This is a genomic window from Avibacterium sp. 21-599 (assembly GCF_026226765.1).
GTDB lineage: Bacteria > Pseudomonadota > Gammaproteobacteria > Enterobacterales > Pasteurellaceae > Avibacterium.
In genome coordinates, this window is the sequence record NZ_JAKKOB010000002.1 from 1 (window position 1) to 22,259 (window position 22,259).

Here is a 22,259-nt window from a genome sequence, read left to right on the forward strand (position 1 = left end):
GTTCATATTCGTTGGCATATTGCTGTCGGGGTAAGAGTAAATTATTCGACATCATTTCTTTCCATTGGGCGTATCATTGCCTCAATAAAGGCAATTTCATCGGGGGTTAAGCCATATTTTGCATATAGTTTTTCGTCATTCCACGATTGTGAGAAATCTTGCATTGGAATAAATTCATATACTTTTTTCGTGGCATCTTGAGTATTCTTTTTGATTGTTAGCATAAAATGGAAAAATTTAGTTTGAATATAAGAAATAACATTTCTGGCTGTTCTCTCATCATCAAAAGGTCCAAACACTAAATAGGTTTCTGAACAACAAGAATTAGGTTCAGCTAAAATCGGTTTAACTAAATCTTCTCGACCATCACCTGAACCAATCGCTTTAGGTACAAATAATTTGTAGCGATCAATCCAATCGCGATTTACGCTCACTTCACCACGACTAATATAATTTATCGCTTTATTGGCGTAATATTTCACCGTATTATCTTTGTTTTTTGCGTAGCCTTTAAACTTTGTATCAAATCCAAAAGGCTTACGTGAACTTATCCATTCATTAAAGCTCACCTCATTAAACCCTTTCACCTTATGATAAATTTCCACTGCCTCGTTACTGCGAATAAAAATATCCAGATTTTCTTCTTGTAAATAACGCTGAGCGTGAGACACCAAATTATTTCCCTCATAAGTGAATATCTCTGCCTCGCCCGTTGAGCCTTTTTGCCATAAGAAATAACACACGCCCCCTTTTATCTCCACGCCAGTAAAACAATCTTGTGAATTGGGGAAATCGTGTAACTGGCGAATTTGGCGGTCTTGCAACATTTCCGCACGAAATTCATCAAGCCCTTTTCCCCCCGCATACCAACGCGCGGGGATAATCATCACTAAATATTCTGGTTGCAACGCTTTCGCTTGTGCCACAAATTTTTGATAAATAGGTCTGGCACTGGCTTGTGCGCCACCATCACTTAACTGATAAGGCGGATTGCCGATAATGACATCAAATTTCATCTTGTTATATTGCTCAAAAAAAGGACTATAAGAATGGATAAAATGATAGGCGTGGCTTTCTAATTTCTCATCACGCGCAAACACCTCTTGACTTGCGCCACACTCAATACAGCGACCATTCTCCCATTGATGGGATAAAGTGCGGTAAAAAATATTGCCGTTTTCATCATCAAAGGCTGTGCATACCGAATATTCACCGTTTGCTTCACGGCTACAATACAAACTACGGCGACTTAATTGTGCGGTAAGCGTGGTAATGCCTATGCCGAAAAGTTGCTTGGTAAAAATATGGTTTAAGCGTTCTTGCAAATCCGGAAAGTGTGGCGCAAGCCCTTTAATTAATCGCTTGGCGATTTCACGCAAAAACACCCCTGATTTGCTACAAGGATCGAGAAATCGCTTTGTGGGATCGCAAAAAAAGTGCGGTGGAATGAGATCTAGCATTTTGTTGGCTAACTGTGGTGACGTAAACACTTCATCACTTGATAAATTGGCAATGCAAGAAAGCACATCAGGGTTGTAATTATTAATTGTCATTCCATTACTCACTTTATTCATATTCGTTGGCATATTGCTGTTTTAATTGTAAGAAATCACAAAGACTTGATTGAAAAACGGTGCGGTAAGGGTGCGGTAACGGGCTGTTCCCATTGGGTTGATAGGCTCTGTCCACTAATCCCCAATAAATAAAAGGCACACGTTTGATTTTGCGTTCAGTCACAAAACTCCATTGATAAAAAATAATCGCTTTTTTTGACCGCTCTTTCTCTTCTTCGGTAACTAAACCATCAAGAGATATTGAATGTCGTGGCGTTTCCACTTCCATTGAAAGGGCGTTGCCCCACACAATATTAAAATGTAGCAGGCATTCAATGGCGTCTAAGCAGGCTGTTTTTTGGCTGTCAGGAAAAAGCCGTGCATATTCCGCTGTGGCAAAATCAAACAGCCGTTTGCGACAGGCTTTTACGTTATCTTCCAGCAATTCAATGCCGTAAATGCTACTTACCGCAAGGATTAAATCTCGTTCGTAGGAAAGCTGGCTGGGTGATTTGACGTACTTTTTACGCTTATGTTTATCTTGGTAATTTTCAGCTGCCACCGCCAACTTACGGCGTAAAATTTCGATCAGAAAATTGCCCGTTCCGCACGCAGGCTCTAAAAAAGTGGCAGAAAGTGATTGCGTTTGCATTGCCACTAAATCCAGCATTGCATTGACTTCTTTTTCTCTTGTATAAACTTCACCGTGATCGGCAACTCGCTTTTTTGAAACTATTTGTTTTTCTTTAATCATTATTAATAGATTTAAAAGATAGGATGTTTTCTTCTTTATTTTTGTAATTATTTTTGATCAATTTGTAACTTTTATCAATTCATAGTTACGATTTTTTATGTGGGAGTGATAGCTTTCGCAATTATGAAGAAAAATGAAAAAACGCAACAAGATCGGCGAGAAAAGCAACGTTTTGCTGATAATTTAAAAAAAGGATTGCTTGCTAAGGGTTACTCAGCACGGGGCAATGTTCTTGAACGTGAATTTAATTTGCGTTATTACGGCACATCTATTACACCACACACCGCAGGAAAATGGTTGCGAGGTGAGAGCATTCCTCGCCTTGATAAATTAAAAACCTTAGCCAATTGGTTGCAAGTTGATCTGACTGATTTGGTTTCATCAGAAAAGCTAGAAAAATTGGAAGCTGGTGAACTTCGACGTTCCGATATTTTGCAACAACACCGTTGGGAAAACCTTGCCACACAACAAGATAAAGCCCTGTTCAATCATTTCCTTGATCTCCCTGAGCCACAACGCAATGTGGTGCGCGAGGTGATTATTGCTTTGTATAAACAGCATTGTGAGTAATGCGTTTTTTCCTTTCATTTATTTGTGATAGAAATGTCGCTTTTTTATCATTTTTTATCGTGGTTTTGCGATTTATAAGGTATGCTAGGCACTTTCCTTTATGAGCTGAACGTTTTGATAAAAGATCGATAAAATGAGCAACAAAATGAAATTGAATTATCATAAAACCCATTTTCTTACCAGCGCCCCGAATATTCGCGTGTTACCCGAAGATAAGGGGATGGAAATCGCCTTTGCAGGGCGTTCTAATGCTGGCAAATCTACCGCACTGAATGCCTTAACAAATCAAAAAAACCTTGCTCGCACCTCCAAAACGCCGGGACGAACACAATTAATTAATGTGTTTGAAGTCGAGCCTTTATGCAAATTGGTTGATTTACCCGGTTACGGTTATGCCGCTGTTCCAGAGCAAATGAAAATTCAGTGGCAAAAAGCCTTAGGTGAATATTTGCAAAAACGTGAATGTTTAGGCGGTGTTGTGATTTTGATGGATATTCGCCACCCGCTAAAAGACTTAGACCAGCAAATGATCGAATGGGCTGTTTCTGCGGATCTGCCCGTGCTGTTGTTGCTCACCAAAGCCGATAAGCTGAGCCAAAGTGCGGTGAGTAAACAAGTCAAAATGGTGCGTGAAGCCATTCTTCCTTTTCAAGGTGATGTGCAAGTGGAAGCCTTCTCTGCCCTGAAAAAACAAGGCATTGATAAACTCGCTGGAAAATTAGATAGCTGGTTTAGTGCGCTGATTGAAGAAAGTGAAAATGCATAAAAAAATAAAGTGCGGTGAGATTTCCGCACTTTTTTATCAGTTACCATTGAGTAAAAATACGCCTATCTGAAAACGTTTTCTCATCGCCTCAATCGTTCCTTCTATTTGCAATCAATAAGAAAAGCCAATATTCAAAAAATCGCCTAGCACGTTGTTTTTTAACTCACGATAGAGAAGATATGGGGTGATCTACGATGAACAATTATTGCTCATAAACAGCGTTTAATCTCGTCTTATTCTTCTATTTTCTCGATCTTGATCGCAAAAAAGTGCGGTGAGCATTCTCTTTCTTTTTCGCTTTTTTTATATTCATTGTTCAAATTAAGCAAAATGAAGGATGATGAATGTCATTAGCGATTGTTTATAGCCGTGCGTCAATGGGCGTGCAAGCACCGCTAGTTACGATTGAAGTACATTTAAGCAATGGAAAGCCGGGATTTACCCTTGTGGGCTTACCTGAAAAAACCGTGAAAGAAGCCCAAGATCGGGTACGCAGTGCGTTGCTCAATGCCAATTTTAAATATCCCGCTAAACGTATTACAGTAAATCTTGCACCAGCAGATTTACCCAAAGATGGGGGACGCTTTGATTTGCCTATTGCCATTGGCATTTTAGCAGCCTCGGAACAAGTTAATCCTGAACGCTTAAAACAATTTGAATTGTTAGGTGAGCTTGCTTTAACTGGTGAATTGCGAGGCGTTCACGGTATTATTCCGGCTATTTTGGCGGCGAAAAAAGTACGTCGTTGCCCAATTATTGCCCAACAAAATGCGAATGAAGCCGCCTTGGTGGCGGATCAAAAAAGTTATTTCGCACCGCATTTATTAGACGTGGTGCAATTTATTAATGAACAAGAAATCTTGCCCCTTGCCAGCGATTTAACCACGCAAAGTGCGGTGGATTTTTCCTTTAAAAATCAAGCGGATTTAACTGATATTATTGGTCAGCAGCACGCCAAACGCGCATTAACTATTGCAGCAGCGGGACAACATAACCTCTTGTTACTTGGCCCTCCCGGAACAGGGAAGACGATGCTTGCCAGTCGTTTAACGGGATTATTGCCTGAAATGACCGAACAAGAGGCGATTGAAACCGCCTCTGTGGCTAGCCTTGTGCAAAATGAATTGAATTTTAAAAATTGGAAACAGCGTCCTTTTCGCGCCCCTCATCATAGTGCCTCTTTGCCAGCGTTAGTTGGTGGAGGAACGATACCAAGACCCGGCGAAATTTCCCTTGCACATAATGGTGTGCTGTTTTTAGATGAATTGCCAGAGTTTGATCGCAAGGTGTTAGATGCGTTGCGCCAGCCGCTAGAAAGTGGCGAAATTATTATTTCTCGAGCCAATGCAAAAATCTGTTTTCCAGCCAAATTTCAGCTGATTGCGGCAATGAATCCTAGCCCGACAGGGCATTATACTGGTGTGCATAATCGCACCTCACCACAGCAAGTAATGCGCTATTTAAACCGTCTTTCAGGGCCATTTTTAGATCGTTTTGATTTATCTATTGAAGTGCCACTTTTACCTAAAGGGGCATTGCAACACATTGAAAACAAAGGCGAAAGCAGCGAACAAGTGCGGTCAAAAATTATTAATGTGCGGGAAATTCAATTTGCCCGTGCGGGTAAAATTAATGCCCATTTGAGCAGTAAAGAGATTGAACGAGATTGTAAAATTAGCCCTGAAGACGGTATTTTCCTTGAAAATACACTCACGCAATTAGGGCTGTCTGTGCGTGCTTATCATCGTATTTTAAAAGTGGCACGCACCATTGCAGATCTGAATAATGAAAGGCAAATACAACGTCCTCATTTGGCAGAAGCACTTTCCTATCGTGCGATGGATCGGTTATTGCAGAAACTTTCAAAGAATTTAGTTTAAGCTAAAATTTTATAATATTTTTGACCGCACTTTATCCTTGATAAGAATAAGCAAATGAGAAAATTATTTTCTATCATCAATGTTCTTCAATAAATAATTTCCTTGTTCATCGCATAAACTGCGGAAACCTACGTTGGTGATGTTGAGATTAACATCGCGATTAATGGAGGAGTAATCAACGTTTTCGTGGTGATGACCGTGGAAAATATGCGTAACGCCCATTTTTTTCGCTAATTTATTGAACACAGAAAAGCCAAGTGGGTGGGGTTTTGGCGCTTCGTGAGAAACAAGAATATCCGCTTGCAGATTTTCTAATTGTTCAAAATCTGAAGGGAAAAGGGAGGTGCGGTGCCGTAACGGCAAGCCTCCTCGCCAAATTTTCTCTTGTGGACAATATTGGCAATAATGAATGGGATCAAAGAAAACTGGCTTATTTGGTGGCATCCAAATTTGCCCACGGAATACACCACCTAATCCTGCAATGCGTTTACCTTGAATGGTTTGCACACGCCCGTGTAGGTTTCGCTTTTTCCATTCTGTTCCCCAGAGTGCTTCAAAGGCGGCAACGGTTTTGCTGTCATGGTTACCGTGAATAAACCAGAGATCGCAATATTGTGATAATTTATCAAGTTCCGCAGGATTAGTTAGTTGTAAATCACCTAAGATGATCAAAGCAATATCCTTATGCGCTTGCACAAAAGGATATAAATGCTCATAGCTACCATGTGGATCACCTGCGAATAAAATCATCTTTCTTTATTCCTCAAAGATTAAGCTATCATTATTTAATTCAGGTAGCTCTTCTTCGTTGAGAATTTTTTCTACAATGGATTTCACCTTATTATAACGCTCTAAGTAGCTCGGTGATTCGATTTCAATATAAGGCACGTTATATTTATCTAATAATTTTTTCAATAATTGTTGGAAACGTTGGCGCTGTTTGTAGCTGCCAAGGCTGCGTAAGCCGTCATCCACCCATTTGGTATTGTTATTCAATAAAATGGTAATATCAAAAGGGTATTCTTTAATCATTGAATCTAAAAATGGGTGAGCTTTGCCTTCATATTGAATGCAAAATGCCTGCGTGGTAATAAAATCCGTATCCACAATCGCCACTTTATGGGCGTGGCGTACGGCATAGTCAATATAACGTTGATGCCCTAGAGCCATTTGTGGGTAGTCGGAATATTGCATCGCTTGCTCATCGCCGCCCAGTTTTTCAAACACAAATTCACGCCCATATTCCCAAGCGGAAGTTGTATTAAAAACAGTCGCTAATTTATTCACTAAAACGGTTTTTCCGCTGCTTTCTCCACCTAAAATGGCAATGGTTTTGGCAAAGAATGGACGCACTTCTTTTGGGATAAATTTCCAATAATGGAACGGTGTATTACGAATTTTGGTAGCAGAAACGTTAAAAAACTGACGTTTTGGATCAACCAATTCCACCTGTAAATTTAAATATTTTTCGTAAGGGGCTTTGTCTTGCGGTTCGCTACTAAAAACCACACTCGGATTTACCTGCTTTTCTTCAAAAAGCTGTTTAACACGCTCTGCCCACGCTGACCAGCCATTTGGGTAGCTCGGTAAACCGTCTTCGACTAAATGATGAATAAAAATTTGGTTTTTCTGATATTTAAAAATTTGTTGCATCCAACGTAGGCGATCTTGCACTGTTGGCATTCGCTTCATTTTACTGTCGTAAAAGAGTTTCAGATCACGCTCAGTATCGCTACACACCACAACGTGGACTTCATCAACTTTACTGAATGCTTCATAAATCATATTGATGTGTCCCGTATGCACAGGGTAAAACTTACCAAAGATTACCCCCACTTTTTTATCTTGCAAATCAGTGATTTGTAACACTTTATGCAAGGCAGATAATTTGGTTGCACTTGGGTTTTTGATTTTGCCACTAACGAGCTGATTAAAATAAGCGCGAGTAATGTGAGCTTGCTCACAAACCTCATTGACTTTTAAGTTTAATTGCTTGCGTTTTTGTTGTAGATAGGCGAATGCGGACATCACGAAATTCCTTATATTGCCAAATTTATTTAGAAAAAAGACCGCACTTTTCACTTAATAAAACCAAGTGCGGTGAGATTTTAGCGAGTTTTTTGTGCTTGATTTTGTTCTTCCAATAGGGCATCAATGCGTTTTTCTAACTCATTAAGTTTTTCACGTGTACGCATTAATACTTGGGTTTGTACATCAAACTCTTCACGGGTAACAACATCTAATTTTGCTAATTGTGCCTGCAAAACTTGCTTAAATTTTGCCTCTGCATCTTTGCCAAGCTCTTTCACTCCTTGCGGTAGGGAATTTTGTACTTGTTGTATAATTTGCTCTATTTTTTGTGGATTTAGCATAAAGACCTCACATTATTGCACCAATGTGGCATATTGTATGCAATATCTGCGTAAAGAAAAACATTTTTTCTCTATTTAGATTGCGTTATACTATGCCCTCATTCTCAGGGCAGGGCGAAATTCCCTACCGGTGGTAAGTGCATCACGCATAAGCCCACGAGCGTTTACTTGCAAAAGTAAAGTCAGCAGATTTGGTGAAAATCCAAAGCCGACAGTCAAAGTCTGGATGAAAGAGAATCAAATGGGTTTTATCTTTGGATAAAATCTATTTTTGTTATTTTGTTTTTTATCATAACGAAAAACTTCCCTCATCAGCCCTGATTCAAGTATCAATTTATTATTAAAAGGTTTTTTTACTATGAATCAGTCTATTTTATCTGCTTTTGGGACACCACAAGAGCGTGTTGAAAAAGCCATTGAAGCGTTCAAACAAGGCAATGGCGTACTTGTTTTAGATGATGAAGATCGTGAAAACGAAGGCGATTTAATTTTCCCCGCACAAACCATTGATGCGACACAAATGGCAAAACTTATTCGTTACGGCAGTGGGATTGTTTGCTTGTGTTTAAGCGATGAGATTTGCCAACAACTTGATTTACCCCCAATGGTGCAAAACAACACCAGTGTCAATAAAACCGCATTTACCGTAACAATTGAAGCGGCAGAAGGGGTATCAACTGGGGTTTCCGCCGCAGATCGAGTAACGACCATTAAAGCGGCTGTTGCAGATAATGCAAAACCACAGGATTTACACCGACCGGGACATATTTTTCCATTAAGAGCAGCGGAAAGAGGCGTGCTAAAACGTCGGGGGCATACCGAAGCTTCTGTTGATCTTGCCGTGCTTGCAGGCTATAAACCCGCAGCAGTCATTTGTGAGATCACCAATGATGACGGTACAATGGCACGTACAGCGGAAATTATCAAATTTGCCGAAGCATTTGGTTATCCCGTGATGACAATTGAAGATTTAGTGCAATATCGTTTAGAGGCGAATAAAAAATAGTGAAAATAGCAGGGTTTATTCCTGCTATTTTTTTATCTACGCGTTTAAACCGTCTATGGCGATGTGGTTATGTAATATAAATTAACGAATCAAAACAACGATATAGCCTACACAATCTCTTCTGGCATAATAAATTATTTGCTAATAAAAGACCTTTATTAAAAAGCAAAAAGTATATGGCAAATTTTAAGGCTTTTTCTCACTTATTGTATTAGTTATAACGCTATTGTGAATGCAAGAAATCAATATATGAAGGATTAGATGCGTAAGCGATATAATTGAAATAACATAGCATTGGCTCAGCTTTTCCTACTCTTTACGCTATCTGCCAAAAGCTGGCTTACCCTATTCCAAACTTAAATCCTGATATCTTATTGCTATTTGACTTCAAGTAAATGCAATCGGCGGTCTCCCCATATATCACTTATACCCTTCTATTATTACCACCTTATCTTTATCTGCATTTAAACAACAATTATCGCCAATGCAAATTATTCTGACACAAAGAGGTATTCGAGTAATAAAAACCTTATCCAAAAGAGAGGTATGCTGGGCATTTTGAAAATTATTCCAATGGCAAATACTGTTGTGTTATAAATATAATTTTCAATTAATACCTGAAATGATAATAAATAAAAAAGCCTGCATATAGCAGGCTTTTTAACATCAAAATTCGATTATTCAGCTGATGAAGTTTCTTCAGCAACTGCTGGACGATCGACTAACTCAATGTATGCCATTGGTGCATTATCACCAGCGCGGAAACCACATTTTAAGATACGGGTATAACCACCCGCACGTTGTGCAAAACGTGGACCTAATTCATTGAATAATTTAGCAACAGTTTCAATGTTGCGAGTACGAGCAAAAGCTAAACGACGGTTTGCAACACTGTCTTCTTTTGCTAATGTAATTAACGGCTCAACTACACGACGTAATTCTTTTGCTTTTGGCAATGTTGTCTTAATGATTTCATGACTAACTAATGCACTTGCTAAATTACGGAACAGCGCTTTGCGATGGCTGCTATTACGGTTTAGTTGACGACCACTCTTACGATGGCGCATGATCTTATCCTTCTCAGAAAAATCTTAACCTAATGACCACTAATCTTCAGCGATACTTGCTGGTGGCCAATTTTCAAGGCGCATACCAAGTGATAAGCCACGAGAAGCCAGCACATCCTTAATTTCAGTAAGTGATTTCTTACCAAGATTAGGCGTTTTTAATAACTCAACTTCTGTACGTTGTACTAAATCACCGATATAGTGAATTGTTTCTGCTTTCAAACAGTTAGCAGAACGAACTGTCAGCTCTAAGTCATCAACAGGACGTAAAAGAATCGGATCAAATTCCGGTTTTTCTTCCTTGACTTCAGGCTGACGAACATCTCGCAAATCAACGAATGCATCAAGTTGCTCTGCTAAAATTGTTGCTGCACGGCGAATTGCTTCTTCTGGATCAATAGTGCCATTTGTTTCTAGCTCAATCACTAACTTATCTAAGTCAGTACGTTGTTCTACACGCGTTGCTTCAACATTGTAAGCAATACGTTGAACGGGGCTATAACAAGCATCTACTAATAAACGACCGATAGGACGTTCTTCATCTTGAGAATGAACTCGAGCAGAAGCAGGAACATATCCTCTACCACGTTGTACACGAATACGCATATTAATTGATGCATTTTCATCAGTAAGATGGCAAATGACATGTTCAGGATTCACAATTTCGACATCACCATCATGGGTAATATCTGCTGCAACAACAGGGCCAATTCCAGATTTGCTTAGTGTCAGAAATACATTATCTTTATTCTGTACTTTAACCGCTAGGCCTTTTAAGTTTAGAAGTACTTCAAGAATATCTTCTTGAACCCCTTCTTTGCTACTATACTCATGCAACACCCCATCAATCTCTACTTCAGTCACAGCACAACCAGGCATTGAAGATAGAAGAATTCGGCGCAATGCATTACCTAGAGTATGGCCGAAACCACGCTCTAACGGTTCTAAGATCACTTTAGCATGAGTAGAGCTAATTTGCTCAATATCAACTAAATGTGGTTTTAAAAATTCTGTAACAGAACCCTGCATTTTATCCTCTCTTTGCTACGAAGCTTTAACTATTATTTAGAGTAAAGCTCTACGATCAGATGTTCGTTAATGTCTGCTGATAAATCAGAACGTTCAGGAACACGTTTGAACACACCTTCCATTTTAGCAGCATCAATGTCTAACCAAGTTGGTTTTTCTTTTTGCTCTGCTAATTCTAATGATGCTTTAATACGAGCTTGTTTCTTAGATTTTTCACGAATAGCTACAACATCATTTACTGAAACTTGGAAAGATGGAATGTTAACCACACGGCCATTAACAACAACTGCTTTATGGCTCACTAATTGGCGAGCTTCTGCGCGAGTTGCAGCAAAGCCCATGCGATAAACAACGTTATCCAATCGACCTTCTAATAATACTAGTAAATTTTCACCAGTATTACCTTTTAGACGGTTTGCCTCTTTATAGTAGTTACGGAATTGACGTTCTAAAATACCATAGATACGACGAACTTTTTGTTTCTCACGTAACTGACTACCATAGTCTGACAAACGAGGTTTACGAGCACCGTGTTGACCGGGTGCTGTATCAATTTTACATTTTGAATCAATCGCGCGTACTCCTGACTTAAGGAATAAGTCAGTACCTTCACGACGGCTTAGCTTGAGTTTTGGACCCAAATATCTTGCCATTTTCTTTCTCCAACTATCCTAATACGTCTTATACACGACGTTTTTTCGGTGGACGACAACCGTTATGTGGGATCGGGGTAACATCAGTAATATTCGTAATACGGAAACCCGCTGCATTTAATGCACGGATTGTCGACTCACGACCTGGACCCGGCCCTTTTACCATAACTTCCAAGTTCTTTAAGCCAAATTCTTTGACCATTTCTGCACAACGCTCAGCAGCTACCTGCGCAGCGAACGGAGTGGATTTACGAGAACCACGGAAACCTGAACCACCAGCAGTAGCCCATGCTAGAGCATTACCTTGACGGTCAGTAATCGTAACGATTGTATTATTGAAAGATGCGTGAATATGAGCAACGCCATCTACTACTTGTTTTTTTACACGTTTACGTGCACGAACTGGTGTTTTTGCCATTTAATTTACCCCGACTTATTTCTTGATCGGCTTACGTGGACCCTTACGGGTACGCGCATTAGTTTTAGTACGTTGACCACGCACCGGTAAGCTACGACGATGACGTAAACCACGATAACAACCTAAATCTAATAGGCGTTTAATGTTAAGTGTTACTTCACGACGTAAGTCACCTTCAACGGTAAATCTACCAACTTCGTCACGCAGTTTATCAATCTGCTCTTCAGACAATTCTCTGATCTTAACGTCTTCAGCAATTCCTGTTGCAGCACAAATAGCTTTTGCTCTAGTTTTGCCGATACCGTAAATTGATGTTAATGCAATTACAGTATGTTTTTGATCAGGAATGTTAATGCCTGCAATACGGGCCACTATGCACTCCTATTATTTTAACTAATTTGACATACTGATCTTGAAAAGCCCGTTTTCAGGATACTCAAACAGTATGTCAAGGACATAAATGAGCTGAGCATTATATATGCCCAGCTGGTTCTTTGCAAGAAAAATATCAATTAACCTTGACGTTGTTTATGCTTAGGGTCGCTACATAATACACGAACAACACCTTCACGTTTAACAATTTTACAGTTACGACATAATTTCTTTACGGAAGCACGAACTTTCATTGCTTATCCCTTTTACTATATGAGCATTACTGCCCAAAACCTTTAAGGTTTGCTTTTTTCAACGCAGATTCATATTTTGTTGACATTAAATGACTTTGAACCTGAACGATGAAATCCATAATTACCACTACAACAATCAGCAAAGATGTACCACCGAAATTGAATTGAACATTCCACGCTGACGTCATAATATAAGGAACTAAACACACGAATGTAATATATAGACCGCCAATCAAAGTTAAACGGGTCATAATTTTATCAATGTAACGTGATGTCTGTTCACCTGGTCTAATTCCCGGAATAAATGCACCAGATTTCTTCAAATTTTCTGCTGTATCACGCGGGTTATATTGCATCGCTGTATAGAAGAAACTAAAGAAGATAATAGCTACTGCATAAACGATCAAATATAAAGGCTGACCTGGATGCAATAACATCGATAAGTCAGTTAACCAATCTAAACTTGCTCCTTGCCCAAACCAAGATGTAATGGTAGCAGGAAACAAGATGATACTCGAAGCAAAGATAGCAGGAATTACGCCCGCCATATTCACTTTAAGTGGTAAATGAGTGGTGTGACCGCCAAGGATTTGACGACCTTGTTGACGTTTTGCATATTCAACTTTAATTCTACGTTGTCCTCTTTCAACGAAAACAACAAAATAGGTTACTGCAAAAACAATAACTGCGATGAGCAACAGAACTAACAAGTGCATTTGCCCTTGACGCGCTTGCTCAATTGTTGCGCCAATTGCTGATGGTAAACCAGCAACAATACCTGCAAAAATAATTAAAGAAATACCATTACCAATGCCGCGTTCGGTAATTTGCTCACCTAACCACATTAAAAACATTGTTCCTGTAACTAAACTAATTACAGCAGTAAAGTAAAAACTAAATCCCAAATTAGGTACTAATCCTGGCAACATATTAGGCAATCCAGTAGAAATACCGATTGCCTGGATCATTGCAAGAACTAATGTCGAATAACGTGTATATTTACTAATTTTTCGACGACCAGCCTCACCTTCTTTCTTTAATTCTGCTAAAGCAGGATGAACCGTTGTCAGTAGTTGGATAATAATAGATGCAGAAATATACGGCATAATACCCAATGCAAATACTGACGCTCGGCTCAAAGCACCACCAGAGAACATATTAAACATATCAATAATGGTGCCTTTTTGCTGCTCAAGTAATTGAGCTAAAACAGCAGCATCAATACCAGGAACCGGAATGAAAGAACCAATACGGAAAACAATAAGTGCACCGAGCACAAATAATAATCGACTTTTCAGTTCACTTGTACCGCTTTGAGTACTTCTATTTTGATAACCTGGTTGCTTAGCCATTTATTAATTATTCCTCAACTGAACCGCCAGCCGCTTCAATTGCTGCTTTAGCGCCTTTAGTTACGCGTAAACCACGAACAGTTACTGCGCATTTCACTTCGCCAGAAAGAATAACTTTTGCAAATTGAATATCTTTAGTTAATACATTAGCCGCTTTTAACGTTTCTAATGTTACAACATTTCCTTCAACTTTTGCTAAATCATTCAAACGAACTTCCGCAGTTACCGCTGATTTCATTGAGGTAAAACCAAATTTTGGTAAACGACGATATAAAGGCATTTGTCCACCTTCGAAACCGCGACGAACACCACCGCCAGTACGAGATTTTTGACCTTTATGACCACGTCCACCTGTTTTACCTAAGCCTGAACCGATACCACGACCTAAGCGTTTTGCACTATGTTTAGCACCTTCAGCCGGAGATAGAGTATTTAAACGCATTCTCTTATTCCTCCACTTTAACCATATATGAAACTTGGTTAATCATCCCACGTACAGCAGGAGTATCAATTAGTTCAACAGTATGGTGCATACGGCGAAGACCTAGTCCACGCAAGGTAGCTTTATGCTTCGGTAAACGAGCGATAGAACTACGAACTTGAGTTACTTTAATAGTTTTAGCCATTGTCCATTACCCCAAAATTTCATCAACGGTTTTGCCACGCTTAGCAGCAACCATTTCTGGTGATTTCATATTTGCTAGTGCATCAATTGTTGCACGAACAACGTTAATTGGGTTAGTTGAACCGTATGCTTTAGAAAGAACGTTACGAACACCAGCAACTTCTAGTACTGCACGCATTGCACCGCCTGCAATAATACCAGTACCCTCACTAGCAGGTTGCATAAATACGCGAGAACCTGTGTGAGTACCTTTAATTGGGTGTTGTAAAGTGCCTTCATTTAAAGCCACAGTAATCATATTGCGACGAGCTTTCTCCATCGCTTTTTGGATCGCTGCCGGAACTTCGCGCGCTTTACCATAACCAAAACCAATACGACCATTACCATCGCCAACTACTGTTAATGCAGTAAAGCTCATGATACGACCACCTTTAACTGTTTTTGATACACGGTTTACCGCGATTAGCTTCTCTTGCAGTTCACCAGCTTGTTTCTCGATGTTTGCCATCTCAAATTACCTCTATTAGAACTGTAGACCAGCTTCACGGGCAGCGTCCGCTAAAGACTGGACACGACCATGATATTTAAAACCGGAACGATCAAATGCAACATCTTTGACACCTTTTGCCAAAGCTCTTTCAGCAATGATTTTGCCCACTACTGCGGCTGCATCTTTATTACCGGTATATTTAACTTGCTCACTAATTGCTTTTTCGACTGTAGAAGCAGCGGCAAGCACTTCTGAACCGTTTGGTGCAATCACTTGTGCATAAATATGACGAGGAGTACGGTGAACAACTAAACGAGTTGCACCTTGTTCACGCATCATATGACGGGCACGAGCTGCACGACGGATACGAGCTGATTTCTTATCCATAGTGTTACCTTAATTATTTCTTCTTAGCCTCTTTTGTACGTACAACTTCGTCAGCATAACGTACACCTTTACCTTTGTAAGGCTCAGGACGGCGATAAGCACGAATATCTGCTGCAACTTGACCAATCAATTGTTTGTCAGCACTTTTCAGAACGATTTCTGTTTGTGATGGACATTCAGCAGTCACACCTGCAGGTAATGTATGCTCAACAGGGTGTGAGAAACCCAAACTTAATGCAACTACGTTACCTTTCATTTGTGCTCTATAACCAACACCCACCAATTGTAACTTCTTAGTGAAGCCTTCAGTAACACCGATAACCATTGCATTAACTAATGCACGCGCTGTACCCGCTTGTGCGTCTGCACCAACTACCCCTGCACGAGGAGCAAAAGTTAATTCATTATTATCTTGTTTAACTTCAACTGAGTTATGAATAGTGCGAGATAACTCGCCATTTTTACCTTTAACTGTTAGTAGCTGTCCGTCAAGTTTAACCTCAACGCCGGCAGGAATACTAACAGGTGCTTTTGCAACACGAGACATTTTCTTCCTACCTCTCTATTAAGCTACATAACAAATAACTTCACCGCCTAAACCCGCTTGACGAGCTGCGCGATCAGTCATTACACCTTTAGATGTAGAAATTACTGCTACACCCAATCCGCCCATAACTTTCGGTAATTCGTCTTTACGTTTATAAATACGAAGACCAGGACGGCTTACGCGCTGAATGCTTTCTACAACAGGCTTCCCTTGGAAATATTTTAAAGTAATTTCCAATTCAGGCTTAGTGCCTTCTAAAACTTTAACGTTTTCAATATAACCTTCCGCAGCTAATACATTGGCAATTGCCACTTTTAGCTTGGATGAAGGCATATTGATCACAATTTTATTCGCAGCTTGACCATTACGAATACGGGTCAACATATCTGCGATTGGATCTTGCATACTCATTGTGCTTTTACTCCGATTCCAAAATAAAGTAGTAAATTACCAACTAGCTTTTTTAAGGCCAGGAATTTCACCACGCATTGCTGCTTCACGAACCTTAATACGGCTCAAACCAAACTTACGTAAGAAACCGTGTGGACGACCAGTTTGGTTGCAACGGTTACGTTGACGGCTAGGGCTTGAATCACGTGGTAAAGACTGTAACTTTAACACTGCTGCCCAACGATCTTCATCTGATGCATTGACATCAGAGATGATTTTTTTCAATTCCATACGTTTTGTATAGAATTTCTCAGCGAGTTTTACGCGTTTGACATCGCGTGCTTTCATTGATTGTTTAGCCATTTGTAACCTGCCTTATTTACGGAATGGGAAATTAAAGGCAGCCAATAGTGCTTGACCTTCTTCATCGCTATTAGCAGTAGTAGTAATAGTGATATCTAAACCACGAACACGATCTACTTTATCATAGTCGATTTCAGGGAAGATAATTTGCTCACGTACACCCATACTGTAGTTACCACGACCATCAAATGATTTCGCACTTAAACCGCGGAAGTCACGAATACGTGGAACAGCGATTGTAATTAAACGTTCAAAGAACTCCCACATACGTTCACCACGTAGTGTTACTTTACAACCGATTGGATATCCCTGACGGATTTTAAAGCCAGCAACAGATTTGCGTGCTTTAGTAATTAAAGGTTTTTGACCACTAATCGCTGCTAAATCCGCAACTGCGTTATCTAGCAATTTCTTATCGGTCAATGCTTCACCCACCCCCATATTCAGGGTAATCTTTTCGATTCGTGGGACTTGCATGACAGACGAGTAGTTGAATTTCTCTTTCAATTCATTAACTACTTGATCTCTGTAGTAATCATGCAGTTTCGCCATCGCATTACTCCAGTTTTTAATTAAATAATTTCATTGTTAGATTTAAAGAAGCGGATTTTTTTACCATCTTCAAATCTAAAACCTACACGGTCAGCTTTGTTTGTTTTTGGGTTAAAAATTGCAACATTCGATACATCAATTGCTGCTTCTTTTTTCACTAAGCCACCTTCTTTTCCTAATGCAGGAACTGGTTTCTCGTGTTTAGTGATAATGTTGACACCCTCAACAATAACTTTACCGTTTGGTAACACTTTAGTTACCTTACCACGTTTGCCTTTGCTTTTACCAGCAAGAACAATTACTTCATCATTTTGACGAATTTTTGCAGCCATTTCTTACTCCTTATAGTACTTCTGGCGCCAAAGAAATGATCTTCATAAACTTCTCAGAACGAAGTTCACGAGTCACAGGTCCAAAAATACGAGTACCGATTGGTTGCTCTGTGTTATTGTTTAAAATTACACAAGCATTACCATCGAAGCGAATGACTGATCCATCTGGGCGACGAACACCCTTCTTGGTGCGCACAACAACTGCTTTTAATACATCACCTTTTTTAACTTTACCGCGTGGAATTGCTTCTTTCACAGTAATTTTGATGATATCGCCAATAGCAGCGTAACGACGGTGCGATCCACCTAGAACCTTGATACACATTACACTGCGAGCGCCTGAGTTATCAGCAACGTCCAGCATAGTCTGTTCTTGGATCATCTTAGTACTCCGCTAAAATTAATAACACCCTCTCGGGACGAACCTATCCTTACAGGATAGAGGATGAATTCTACTATAAAAAATGCTATGAATGCAATATAAAACTGATCTCTAAACACTATTTTCCTTAGAAAAAATCATATAACTCCCCAAATCAAAGTGCGGTGTAATTTTGACAGATTTTTCTTGCATCTTTTTTCTCTTACTTATGTCTTTTATACCCCAAACATATCAAGACATAATCAATAGCCGTTAAATATACTTATATATAATATCTTTTATCTTTGGATTATGGTCTCATCTAGCCTATTCATTCTCAGTGATGTCTATCTGCTTTTATTCCCTCCAAATACAAAAAACGCCACTGAGTTCCCTCAATGACGTTCTTCTTTCATTCAAAACCTGGCGGTGCCCTACTCTCACATGGGAAGCTCCCACACTACCATCGGCGTTACAGCGTTTCACTTCTAAGTTCGGCATGGATTTAGGTGGGTCCACTGCACTAACGCCGCCAAGATAATTCTTTCGCTTATCTAAAGCTTATCTCTTTTCTTTACAGACTTCAAAGCATTCCGCTCTAAAATCCCTACTCTTTCAATCAAAAACAAGCCAAAACCCTTGAGTGTTGTATAGTTAAGCCTCTCGGGCAATTAGTACTGGTTAGCTCAACGACTCACATCGCTTACACACCCAGCCTATCTACGTCTTAGTCTCAAACAACCCTTACCAACTTAAAGTCGGGGAGAACTCATCTTAAGGCAAGTTTCGTGCTTAGATGCTTTCAGCACTTATCTCTTCCGCATTTAGCTACCCAGCAATGCCTCTGGCGAGACAACTGGTACACCAGTGATGCGTCCACTCCGGTCCTCTCGTACTAGGAGCAGCCCCTCTCAATTCTCCAACGCCCACGGCAGATAGGGACCGAACTGTCTCACGACGTTCTAAACCCAGCTCGCGTACCACTTTAAATGGCGAACAGCCATACCCTTGGGACCTACTTCAGCCCCAGGATGTGATGAGCCGACATCGAGGTGCCAAACACCGCCGTCGATATGAACTCTTGGGCGGTATCAGCCTGTTATCCCCGGAGTACCTTTTATCCGTTGAGCGATGGCCCTTCCATTCAGAACCACCGGATCACTATGACCTGCTTTCGCACCTGCTCGACTTGTCTGTCTCGCAGTTAAGCTTGCTTATACCATTGCACTAACCTGACGATGTCCGACCGTCATTAGCAAACCTTCGTGCTCCTCCGTTACGCTTTGGGAGGAGACCGCCCCAGTCAAACTACCCACCAGACACTGTCCGAACACCCGTTTCAGGCGCTTCGTTAGAACATCAAACGTTAAAGGGTGGTATTTCAACAACGACTCCACGATAACTGGCGTTACCGCTTCATAGTCTCCCACCTATCCTACACATCAAAATTCAAGGTTCAGTGTCAAGCTATAGTAAAGGTTCACGGGGTCTTTCCGTCTAGCCGCGGGTACACCGCATCTTCACGGCGATTTCAATTTCACTGAGTCTCGGGTGGAGACAGCCTGGCCATCATTATGCCATTCGTGCAGGTCGGAACTTACCCGACAAGGAATTTCGCTACCTTAGGACCGTTATAGTTACGGCCGCCGTTTACTGGGGCTTCGATCAGGAGCTTCTCTTTCGATTACACCATCAATTAACCTTCCAGCACCGGGCAGGCATCACACCCTATACGTCCACTTTCGTGTTTGCAGAGTGCTGTGTTTTTAATAAACAGTTGCAGCCAGCTGGTATCTTCGACTGGTTCATGCTCCATTCGCAAAGAACTTCACACTACGTCAGCGCACCTTCTCCCGAAGTTACGGTGCTATTTTGCCTAGTTCCTTCACCCGAGTTCTCTCAAGCGCCTGAGTATTCTCTACCTGACCACCTGTGTCGGTTTTCAGTACGGTTTAGTAAAGCCTGAAGCTTAGTGGCTTTTCCTGGAAGTGTGGTATCAGTTACTTCAGCTCCTTAGAGCCTCGTCATCATCTCTCTGTGTTGACAGTAGACCGGATTTGCCTAGTCTACCCACCTACCAACTTAAACGTACATCTCCAACAGTACGCTAACCTAACCTTCTCCGTCCCCACATCGCAGCTTTACCAAGTACGGGAATATTAACCCGTTTCCCATCGACTACGCTTTTCAGCCTCGCCTTAGGGGCCGACTCACCCTGCCCCGATTAACGTTGGACAGGAACCCTTGGTCTTCCGGCGAACGGGTTTTTCACCCGTTTTATCGTTACTTATGTCAGCATTCGCACTTGTGATACGTCCAGCAAACCTCTCAATTCACCTTCTTCCGCTTACACAACGCTCCCCTACCCAACAGGCGTATCACTAATCCTCTCTACTTCTCCTTCACTCAACGTGTTGGACGCTTAACTGACTTGCTTCGTAAGTCGTTAATCGTAAAGGCGTATTAGTGATACGCCTGATGCCGCAGCTTCGGTACTATATTTTAGCCCCGTTACATCTTCCGCGCAGGCCGACTCGACTAGTGAGCTATTACGCTTTCTTTAAATGGTGGCTGCTTCTAAGCCAACATCCTAGCTGTCTAAGCCTTCCCACTTCGTTTCCCACTTAATATAGATTTTGGGACCTTAGCTGGCGGTCTGGGTTGTTTCCCTCTCCACGACGGACGTTAGCACCCGCCGTGTGTCTCCTGTGCATTACTCTTTGGTATTCGGAGTTTGCATCGGTTTGGTAACCCGGGATGGGCCCCTAGCCGAAACAGTGCTCTACCCCCAAAGGTATTCACACAAGGCTCTACCTAAATAGATTTCGGGGAGAACCAGCTATCTCCCGGTTTGATTGGCCTTTCACCCCCAGCCACAGGTCATCCGCTAATTTTTCAACATTAGTCGGTTCGGTCCTCCAGTTAGTGTTACCCAACCTTCAACCTGCCCATGGCTAGATCACCGGGTTTCGGGTCTATACCTTGCAACTAGCCGCCCAGTTAAGACTCGGTTTCCCTTCGGCTCCCTTATTCAGTTAACCTCGCTACAAAATATAAGTCGCTGACCCATTATACAAAAGGTACGCAGTCACCCAAAAGGGCTCCCACTGCTTGTACGTACAGGGTTTCAGGTTCTATTTCACTCCCCTCACCGGGGTTCTTTTCGCCTTTCCTTCACAGTACTGGTTCACTATCGGTCAATCAGGAGTATTTAGCCTTGGAGGATGGTCCCCCCATCTTCAAACAGGATTCCTCGTGTCCCGCCCTACTTCTCGTAAGCTTAGTACCACACGCAATTTTTCAGATACGGGGCTATCACCCTGTTTCGCTTGACTTCCCAGTCAATTCTCCTAAATCACTTGCTATCACTTACTGGCTACTCCGCTTTCGCTCGCCGCTACTCACAGAATCTCGGTTGATTTCTTTTCCTCGGGGTACTTAGATGTTTCAGTTCTCCCGGTTCGCCTTGTTTACCTAGTTTATTCAGTAAACAATGATAGGTTCTTCACCTATCGGGTTTCCCCATTCGGACATCGTGGGTTAAACGCTTCTTATCAACTCACCCACGCTTTTCGCAGATTAGCACGTCCTTCTTCGCCTCTGATTGCCAAGGCATCCGCCCTGTACGCTTTCTCACTTAACTATATAACCTCAAGGATTTTTTCCTTAAAGCTATCGTCATTCGTTGAGAATCGCTTACTTGCTTTTGTTCAAGTAAGTCTTCTTCTACTCAGACTTCTTCAATTCAGTGATAAACTTTATCCTTTATCACCGGCTTGAAAGTCTCTTCAGTTTTCAGCTTGTTTTTACATTGTTAAAGAGCAAATAGGATAATACTGATTTTGTGTACTATCATTAGTAAATTCTCTGACTAAAATCTATCTTAAGTATACTTACTTAAGACAATCTAAAAGAACTTACTAATGATTTACATCTCATTAAATGATTTGGTGGAGATAAGCGGGATCGAACCGCTGACCTCCTGCGTGCAAGGCAGGCGCTCTCCCAGCTGAGCTATATCCCCAATCATTTCTTCTTCCTCATCACTTGAGTGGTGGGTCTGAGTGGACTTGAACCACCGACCTCACCCTTATCAGGGGTGCGCTCTAACCACCTGAGCTACAGACCCTCAAGGGATTCGGGTATTCCTTTGCTTCTCATTGTCT

General features: G+C 41.1%; 26 protein-coding genes, 2 tRNA genes, 2 rRNA genes and 1 riboswitch. Of the genes, 4 read left to right on the forward strand and 26 right to left on the reverse strand.

All coding sequences use genetic code 11. The features are described 5' to 3' along the window. Window positions 1-41: 41 nt before the first annotated feature. Together L5B83_RS09895 and L5B83_RS09900 are read right to left on the reverse strand one after the other, a co-directional pair. Window positions 42-1,553, reverse strand: a complete 1,512-nt coding sequence (locus L5B83_RS09895) for an Eco57I restriction-modification methylase domain-containing protein (RefSeq protein WP_265778416.1) — start codon at window positions 1,551-1,553, stop codon at window positions 42-44. A 13-nt stretch (window positions 1,554-1,566) separates the two neighbouring features. Next, window positions 1,567-2,307, reverse strand: coding sequence for a hypothetical protein (locus tag L5B83_RS09900; protein WP_265778417.1), 741 nt, complete (start codon window positions 2,305-2,307; stop codon window positions 1,567-1,569). Between the two features lie 123 nt (window positions 2,308-2,430). Here L5B83_RS09900 and L5B83_RS09905 point away from each other — a divergent pair, with 123 nt between their 5' ends. From L5B83_RS09905 to L5B83_RS09915, 3 genes are all read left to right on the forward strand, one after another. Beyond that, window positions 2,431-2,877 (forward strand): hypothetical protein, encoded by a 447-nt coding sequence (locus L5B83_RS09905; RefSeq protein WP_265778418.1) that lies wholly within the window; start codon window positions 2,431-2,433, stop codon window positions 2,875-2,877. A 133-nt stretch (window positions 2,878-3,010) separates the two neighbouring features. Beyond that, on the forward strand, window positions 3,011-3,643 hold the full coding sequence (gene yihA / locus L5B83_RS09910) for a ribosome biogenesis GTP-binding protein YihA/YsxC (RefSeq protein WP_250363743.1): 633 nt from the start codon (window positions 3,011-3,013) through the stop codon (window positions 3,641-3,643). A 344-nt stretch (window positions 3,644-3,987) separates the two neighbouring features. Beyond that, a complete protein-coding gene (locus L5B83_RS09915; protein WP_265778419.1) occupies window positions 3,988-5,523 on the forward strand; it encodes a YifB family Mg chelatase-like AAA ATPase in 1,536 nt (511 codons plus the stop codon). Between the two features lie 63 nt (window positions 5,524-5,586). Here the strand turns inward: L5B83_RS09915 and L5B83_RS09920 are convergent, their stop codons facing one another. From L5B83_RS09920 to ubiK, 3 genes are all read right to left on the reverse strand, one after another. Then, on the reverse strand, window positions 5,587-6,273 hold the full coding sequence (locus L5B83_RS09920) for a metallophosphoesterase family protein (protein WP_265778420.1): 687 nt from the start codon (window positions 6,271-6,273) through the stop codon (window positions 5,587-5,589). A gap of 6 nt (window positions 6,274-6,279) precedes the next feature. Beyond that, window positions 6,280-7,551, reverse strand: coding sequence for a multifunctional transcriptional regulator/nicotinamide-nucleotide adenylyltransferase/ribosylnicotinamide kinase NadR (gene nadR, locus L5B83_RS09925; RefSeq protein ID WP_265778421.1), 1,272 nt, complete (start codon window positions 7,549-7,551; stop codon window positions 6,280-6,282). Window positions 7,552-7,631: 80 nt separating this feature from the next. Beyond that, window positions 7,632-7,895 carry a ubiquinone biosynthesis accessory factor UbiK gene (gene ubiK / locus L5B83_RS09930; protein WP_250363747.1) on the reverse strand — a complete coding sequence of 88 codons (264 nt, stop codon included), beginning with the start codon at window positions 7,893-7,895 and terminating at the stop codon, window positions 7,632-7,634. A 96-nt stretch (window positions 7,896-7,991) separates the two neighbouring features. After that, window positions 7,992-8,137: riboswitch (FMN riboswitch) on the forward strand. Between the two features lie 116 nt (window positions 8,138-8,253). Here ubiK and ribB point away from each other — a divergent pair. Next, a complete protein-coding gene (gene ribB / locus L5B83_RS09935) occupies window positions 8,254-8,901 on the forward strand; it encodes a 3,4-dihydroxy-2-butanone-4-phosphate synthase (RefSeq protein WP_265778423.1) in 648 nt (215 codons plus the stop codon). Between the two features lie 677 nt (window positions 8,902-9,578). Here ribB and rplQ read toward each other — a convergent pair. The 21 genes from rplQ to L5B83_RS10040 form a co-directional block, all read right to left on the reverse strand. Next, on the reverse strand, window positions 9,579-9,968 hold the full coding sequence (gene rplQ / locus L5B83_RS09940) for a 50S ribosomal protein L17 (RefSeq protein ID WP_250363749.1): 390 nt from the start codon (window positions 9,966-9,968) through the stop codon (window positions 9,579-9,581). Window positions 9,969-10,007: 39 nt separating this feature from the next. Further along, on the reverse strand, window positions 10,008-10,997 hold the full coding sequence (locus tag L5B83_RS09945) for a DNA-directed RNA polymerase subunit alpha (RefSeq protein WP_126371196.1): 990 nt from the start codon (window positions 10,995-10,997) through the stop codon (window positions 10,008-10,010). Between the two features lie 32 nt (window positions 10,998-11,029). Continuing rightward, a complete protein-coding gene (gene rpsD / locus L5B83_RS09950; protein WP_265778424.1) occupies window positions 11,030-11,650 on the reverse strand; it encodes a 30S ribosomal protein S4 in 621 nt (206 codons plus the stop codon). Between the two features lie 28 nt (window positions 11,651-11,678). Beyond that, complete coding sequence (rpsK, locus tag L5B83_RS09955) at window positions 11,679-12,068, reverse strand: 30S ribosomal protein S11 (RefSeq protein ID WP_012072238.1); 390 nt, start codon at window positions 12,066-12,068, stop codon at window positions 11,679-11,681. Between the two features lie 15 nt (window positions 12,069-12,083). Then, the gene (rpsM, locus tag L5B83_RS09960; protein WP_265778425.1) at window positions 12,084-12,440 is read right to left on the reverse strand and encodes a 30S ribosomal protein S13; all 357 of its coding nucleotides are present in this window, start codon (window positions 12,438-12,440) and stop codon (window positions 12,084-12,086) included. A gap of 140 nt (window positions 12,441-12,580) precedes the next feature. Next, window positions 12,581-12,694: a 50S ribosomal protein L36 gene (gene rpmJ / locus L5B83_RS09965; protein WP_005548767.1), complete on the reverse strand. Its 114-nt coding sequence runs from the start codon at window positions 12,692-12,694 to the stop codon at window positions 12,581-12,583. Window positions 12,695-12,720: 26 nt separating this feature from the next. Continuing rightward, window positions 12,721-14,046, reverse strand: a complete 1,326-nt coding sequence (secY, locus tag L5B83_RS09970) for a preprotein translocase subunit SecY (protein WP_250363751.1) — start codon at window positions 14,044-14,046, stop codon at window positions 12,721-12,723. Between the two features lie 7 nt (window positions 14,047-14,053). Then, window positions 14,054-14,488, reverse strand: a complete 435-nt coding sequence (rplO, locus tag L5B83_RS09975; RefSeq protein WP_250351136.1) for a 50S ribosomal protein L15 — start codon at window positions 14,486-14,488, stop codon at window positions 14,054-14,056. A gap of 4 nt (window positions 14,489-14,492) precedes the next feature. After that, complete coding sequence (gene rpmD, locus L5B83_RS09980) at window positions 14,493-14,672, reverse strand: 50S ribosomal protein L30 (protein WP_103854522.1); 180 nt, start codon at window positions 14,670-14,672, stop codon at window positions 14,493-14,495. 6 nt (window positions 14,673-14,678) lie between these two features. Continuing rightward, the gene (rpsE, locus tag L5B83_RS09985) at window positions 14,679-15,179 is read right to left on the reverse strand and encodes a 30S ribosomal protein S5 (RefSeq protein ID WP_103854523.1); all 501 of its coding nucleotides are present in this window, start codon (window positions 15,177-15,179) and stop codon (window positions 14,679-14,681) included. A 15-nt stretch (window positions 15,180-15,194) separates the two neighbouring features. After that, window positions 15,195-15,548: a 50S ribosomal protein L18 gene (gene rplR / locus L5B83_RS09990; RefSeq protein ID WP_046098797.1), complete on the reverse strand. Its 354-nt coding sequence runs from the start codon at window positions 15,546-15,548 to the stop codon at window positions 15,195-15,197. Window positions 15,549-15,561: 13 nt separating this feature from the next. Continuing rightward, window positions 15,562-16,095: a 50S ribosomal protein L6 gene (gene rplF / locus L5B83_RS09995; RefSeq protein WP_046098796.1), complete on the reverse strand. Its 534-nt coding sequence runs from the start codon at window positions 16,093-16,095 to the stop codon at window positions 15,562-15,564. An 18-nt stretch (window positions 16,096-16,113) separates the two neighbouring features. Further along, complete coding sequence (gene rpsH, locus L5B83_RS10000) at window positions 16,114-16,506, reverse strand: 30S ribosomal protein S8 (RefSeq protein ID WP_250351137.1); 393 nt, start codon at window positions 16,504-16,506, stop codon at window positions 16,114-16,116. Between the two features lie 36 nt (window positions 16,507-16,542). Beyond that, window positions 16,543-16,848 (reverse strand): 30S ribosomal protein S14, encoded by a 306-nt coding sequence (gene rpsN / locus L5B83_RS10005; protein ID WP_250351138.1) that lies wholly within the window; start codon window positions 16,846-16,848, stop codon window positions 16,543-16,545. 12 nt (window positions 16,849-16,860) lie between these two features. Continuing rightward, window positions 16,861-17,400 carry a 50S ribosomal protein L5 gene (gene rplE / locus L5B83_RS10010; protein WP_115248902.1) on the reverse strand — a complete coding sequence of 180 codons (540 nt, stop codon included), beginning with the start codon at window positions 17,398-17,400 and terminating at the stop codon, window positions 16,861-16,863. Window positions 17,401-17,420: 20 nt separating this feature from the next. Then, window positions 17,421-17,732, reverse strand: a complete 312-nt coding sequence (gene rplX / locus L5B83_RS10015) for a 50S ribosomal protein L24 (RefSeq protein ID WP_265778426.1) — start codon at window positions 17,730-17,732, stop codon at window positions 17,421-17,423. A 10-nt stretch (window positions 17,733-17,742) separates the two neighbouring features. Further along, the gene (rplN, locus tag L5B83_RS10020) at window positions 17,743-18,114 is read right to left on the reverse strand and encodes a 50S ribosomal protein L14 (RefSeq protein WP_005548786.1); all 372 of its coding nucleotides are present in this window, start codon (window positions 18,112-18,114) and stop codon (window positions 17,743-17,745) included. 400 nt (window positions 18,115-18,514) lie between these two features. Then, window positions 18,515-18,630: ribosomal RNA gene (gene rrf / locus L5B83_RS10025) — 5S ribosomal RNA — on the reverse strand. A gap of 113 nt (window positions 18,631-18,743) precedes the next feature. Beyond that, window positions 18,744-21,736: ribosomal RNA gene (locus L5B83_RS10030) — 23S ribosomal RNA — on the reverse strand. 305 nt (window positions 21,737-22,041) lie between these two features. After that, window positions 22,042-22,117 (reverse strand) — tRNA-Ala (locus tag L5B83_RS10035). 28 nt (window positions 22,118-22,145) lie between these two features. Beyond that, window positions 22,146-22,222, reverse strand: a tRNA-Ile gene (locus tag L5B83_RS10040). Window positions 22,223-22,259 lie beyond the last annotated feature (37 nt).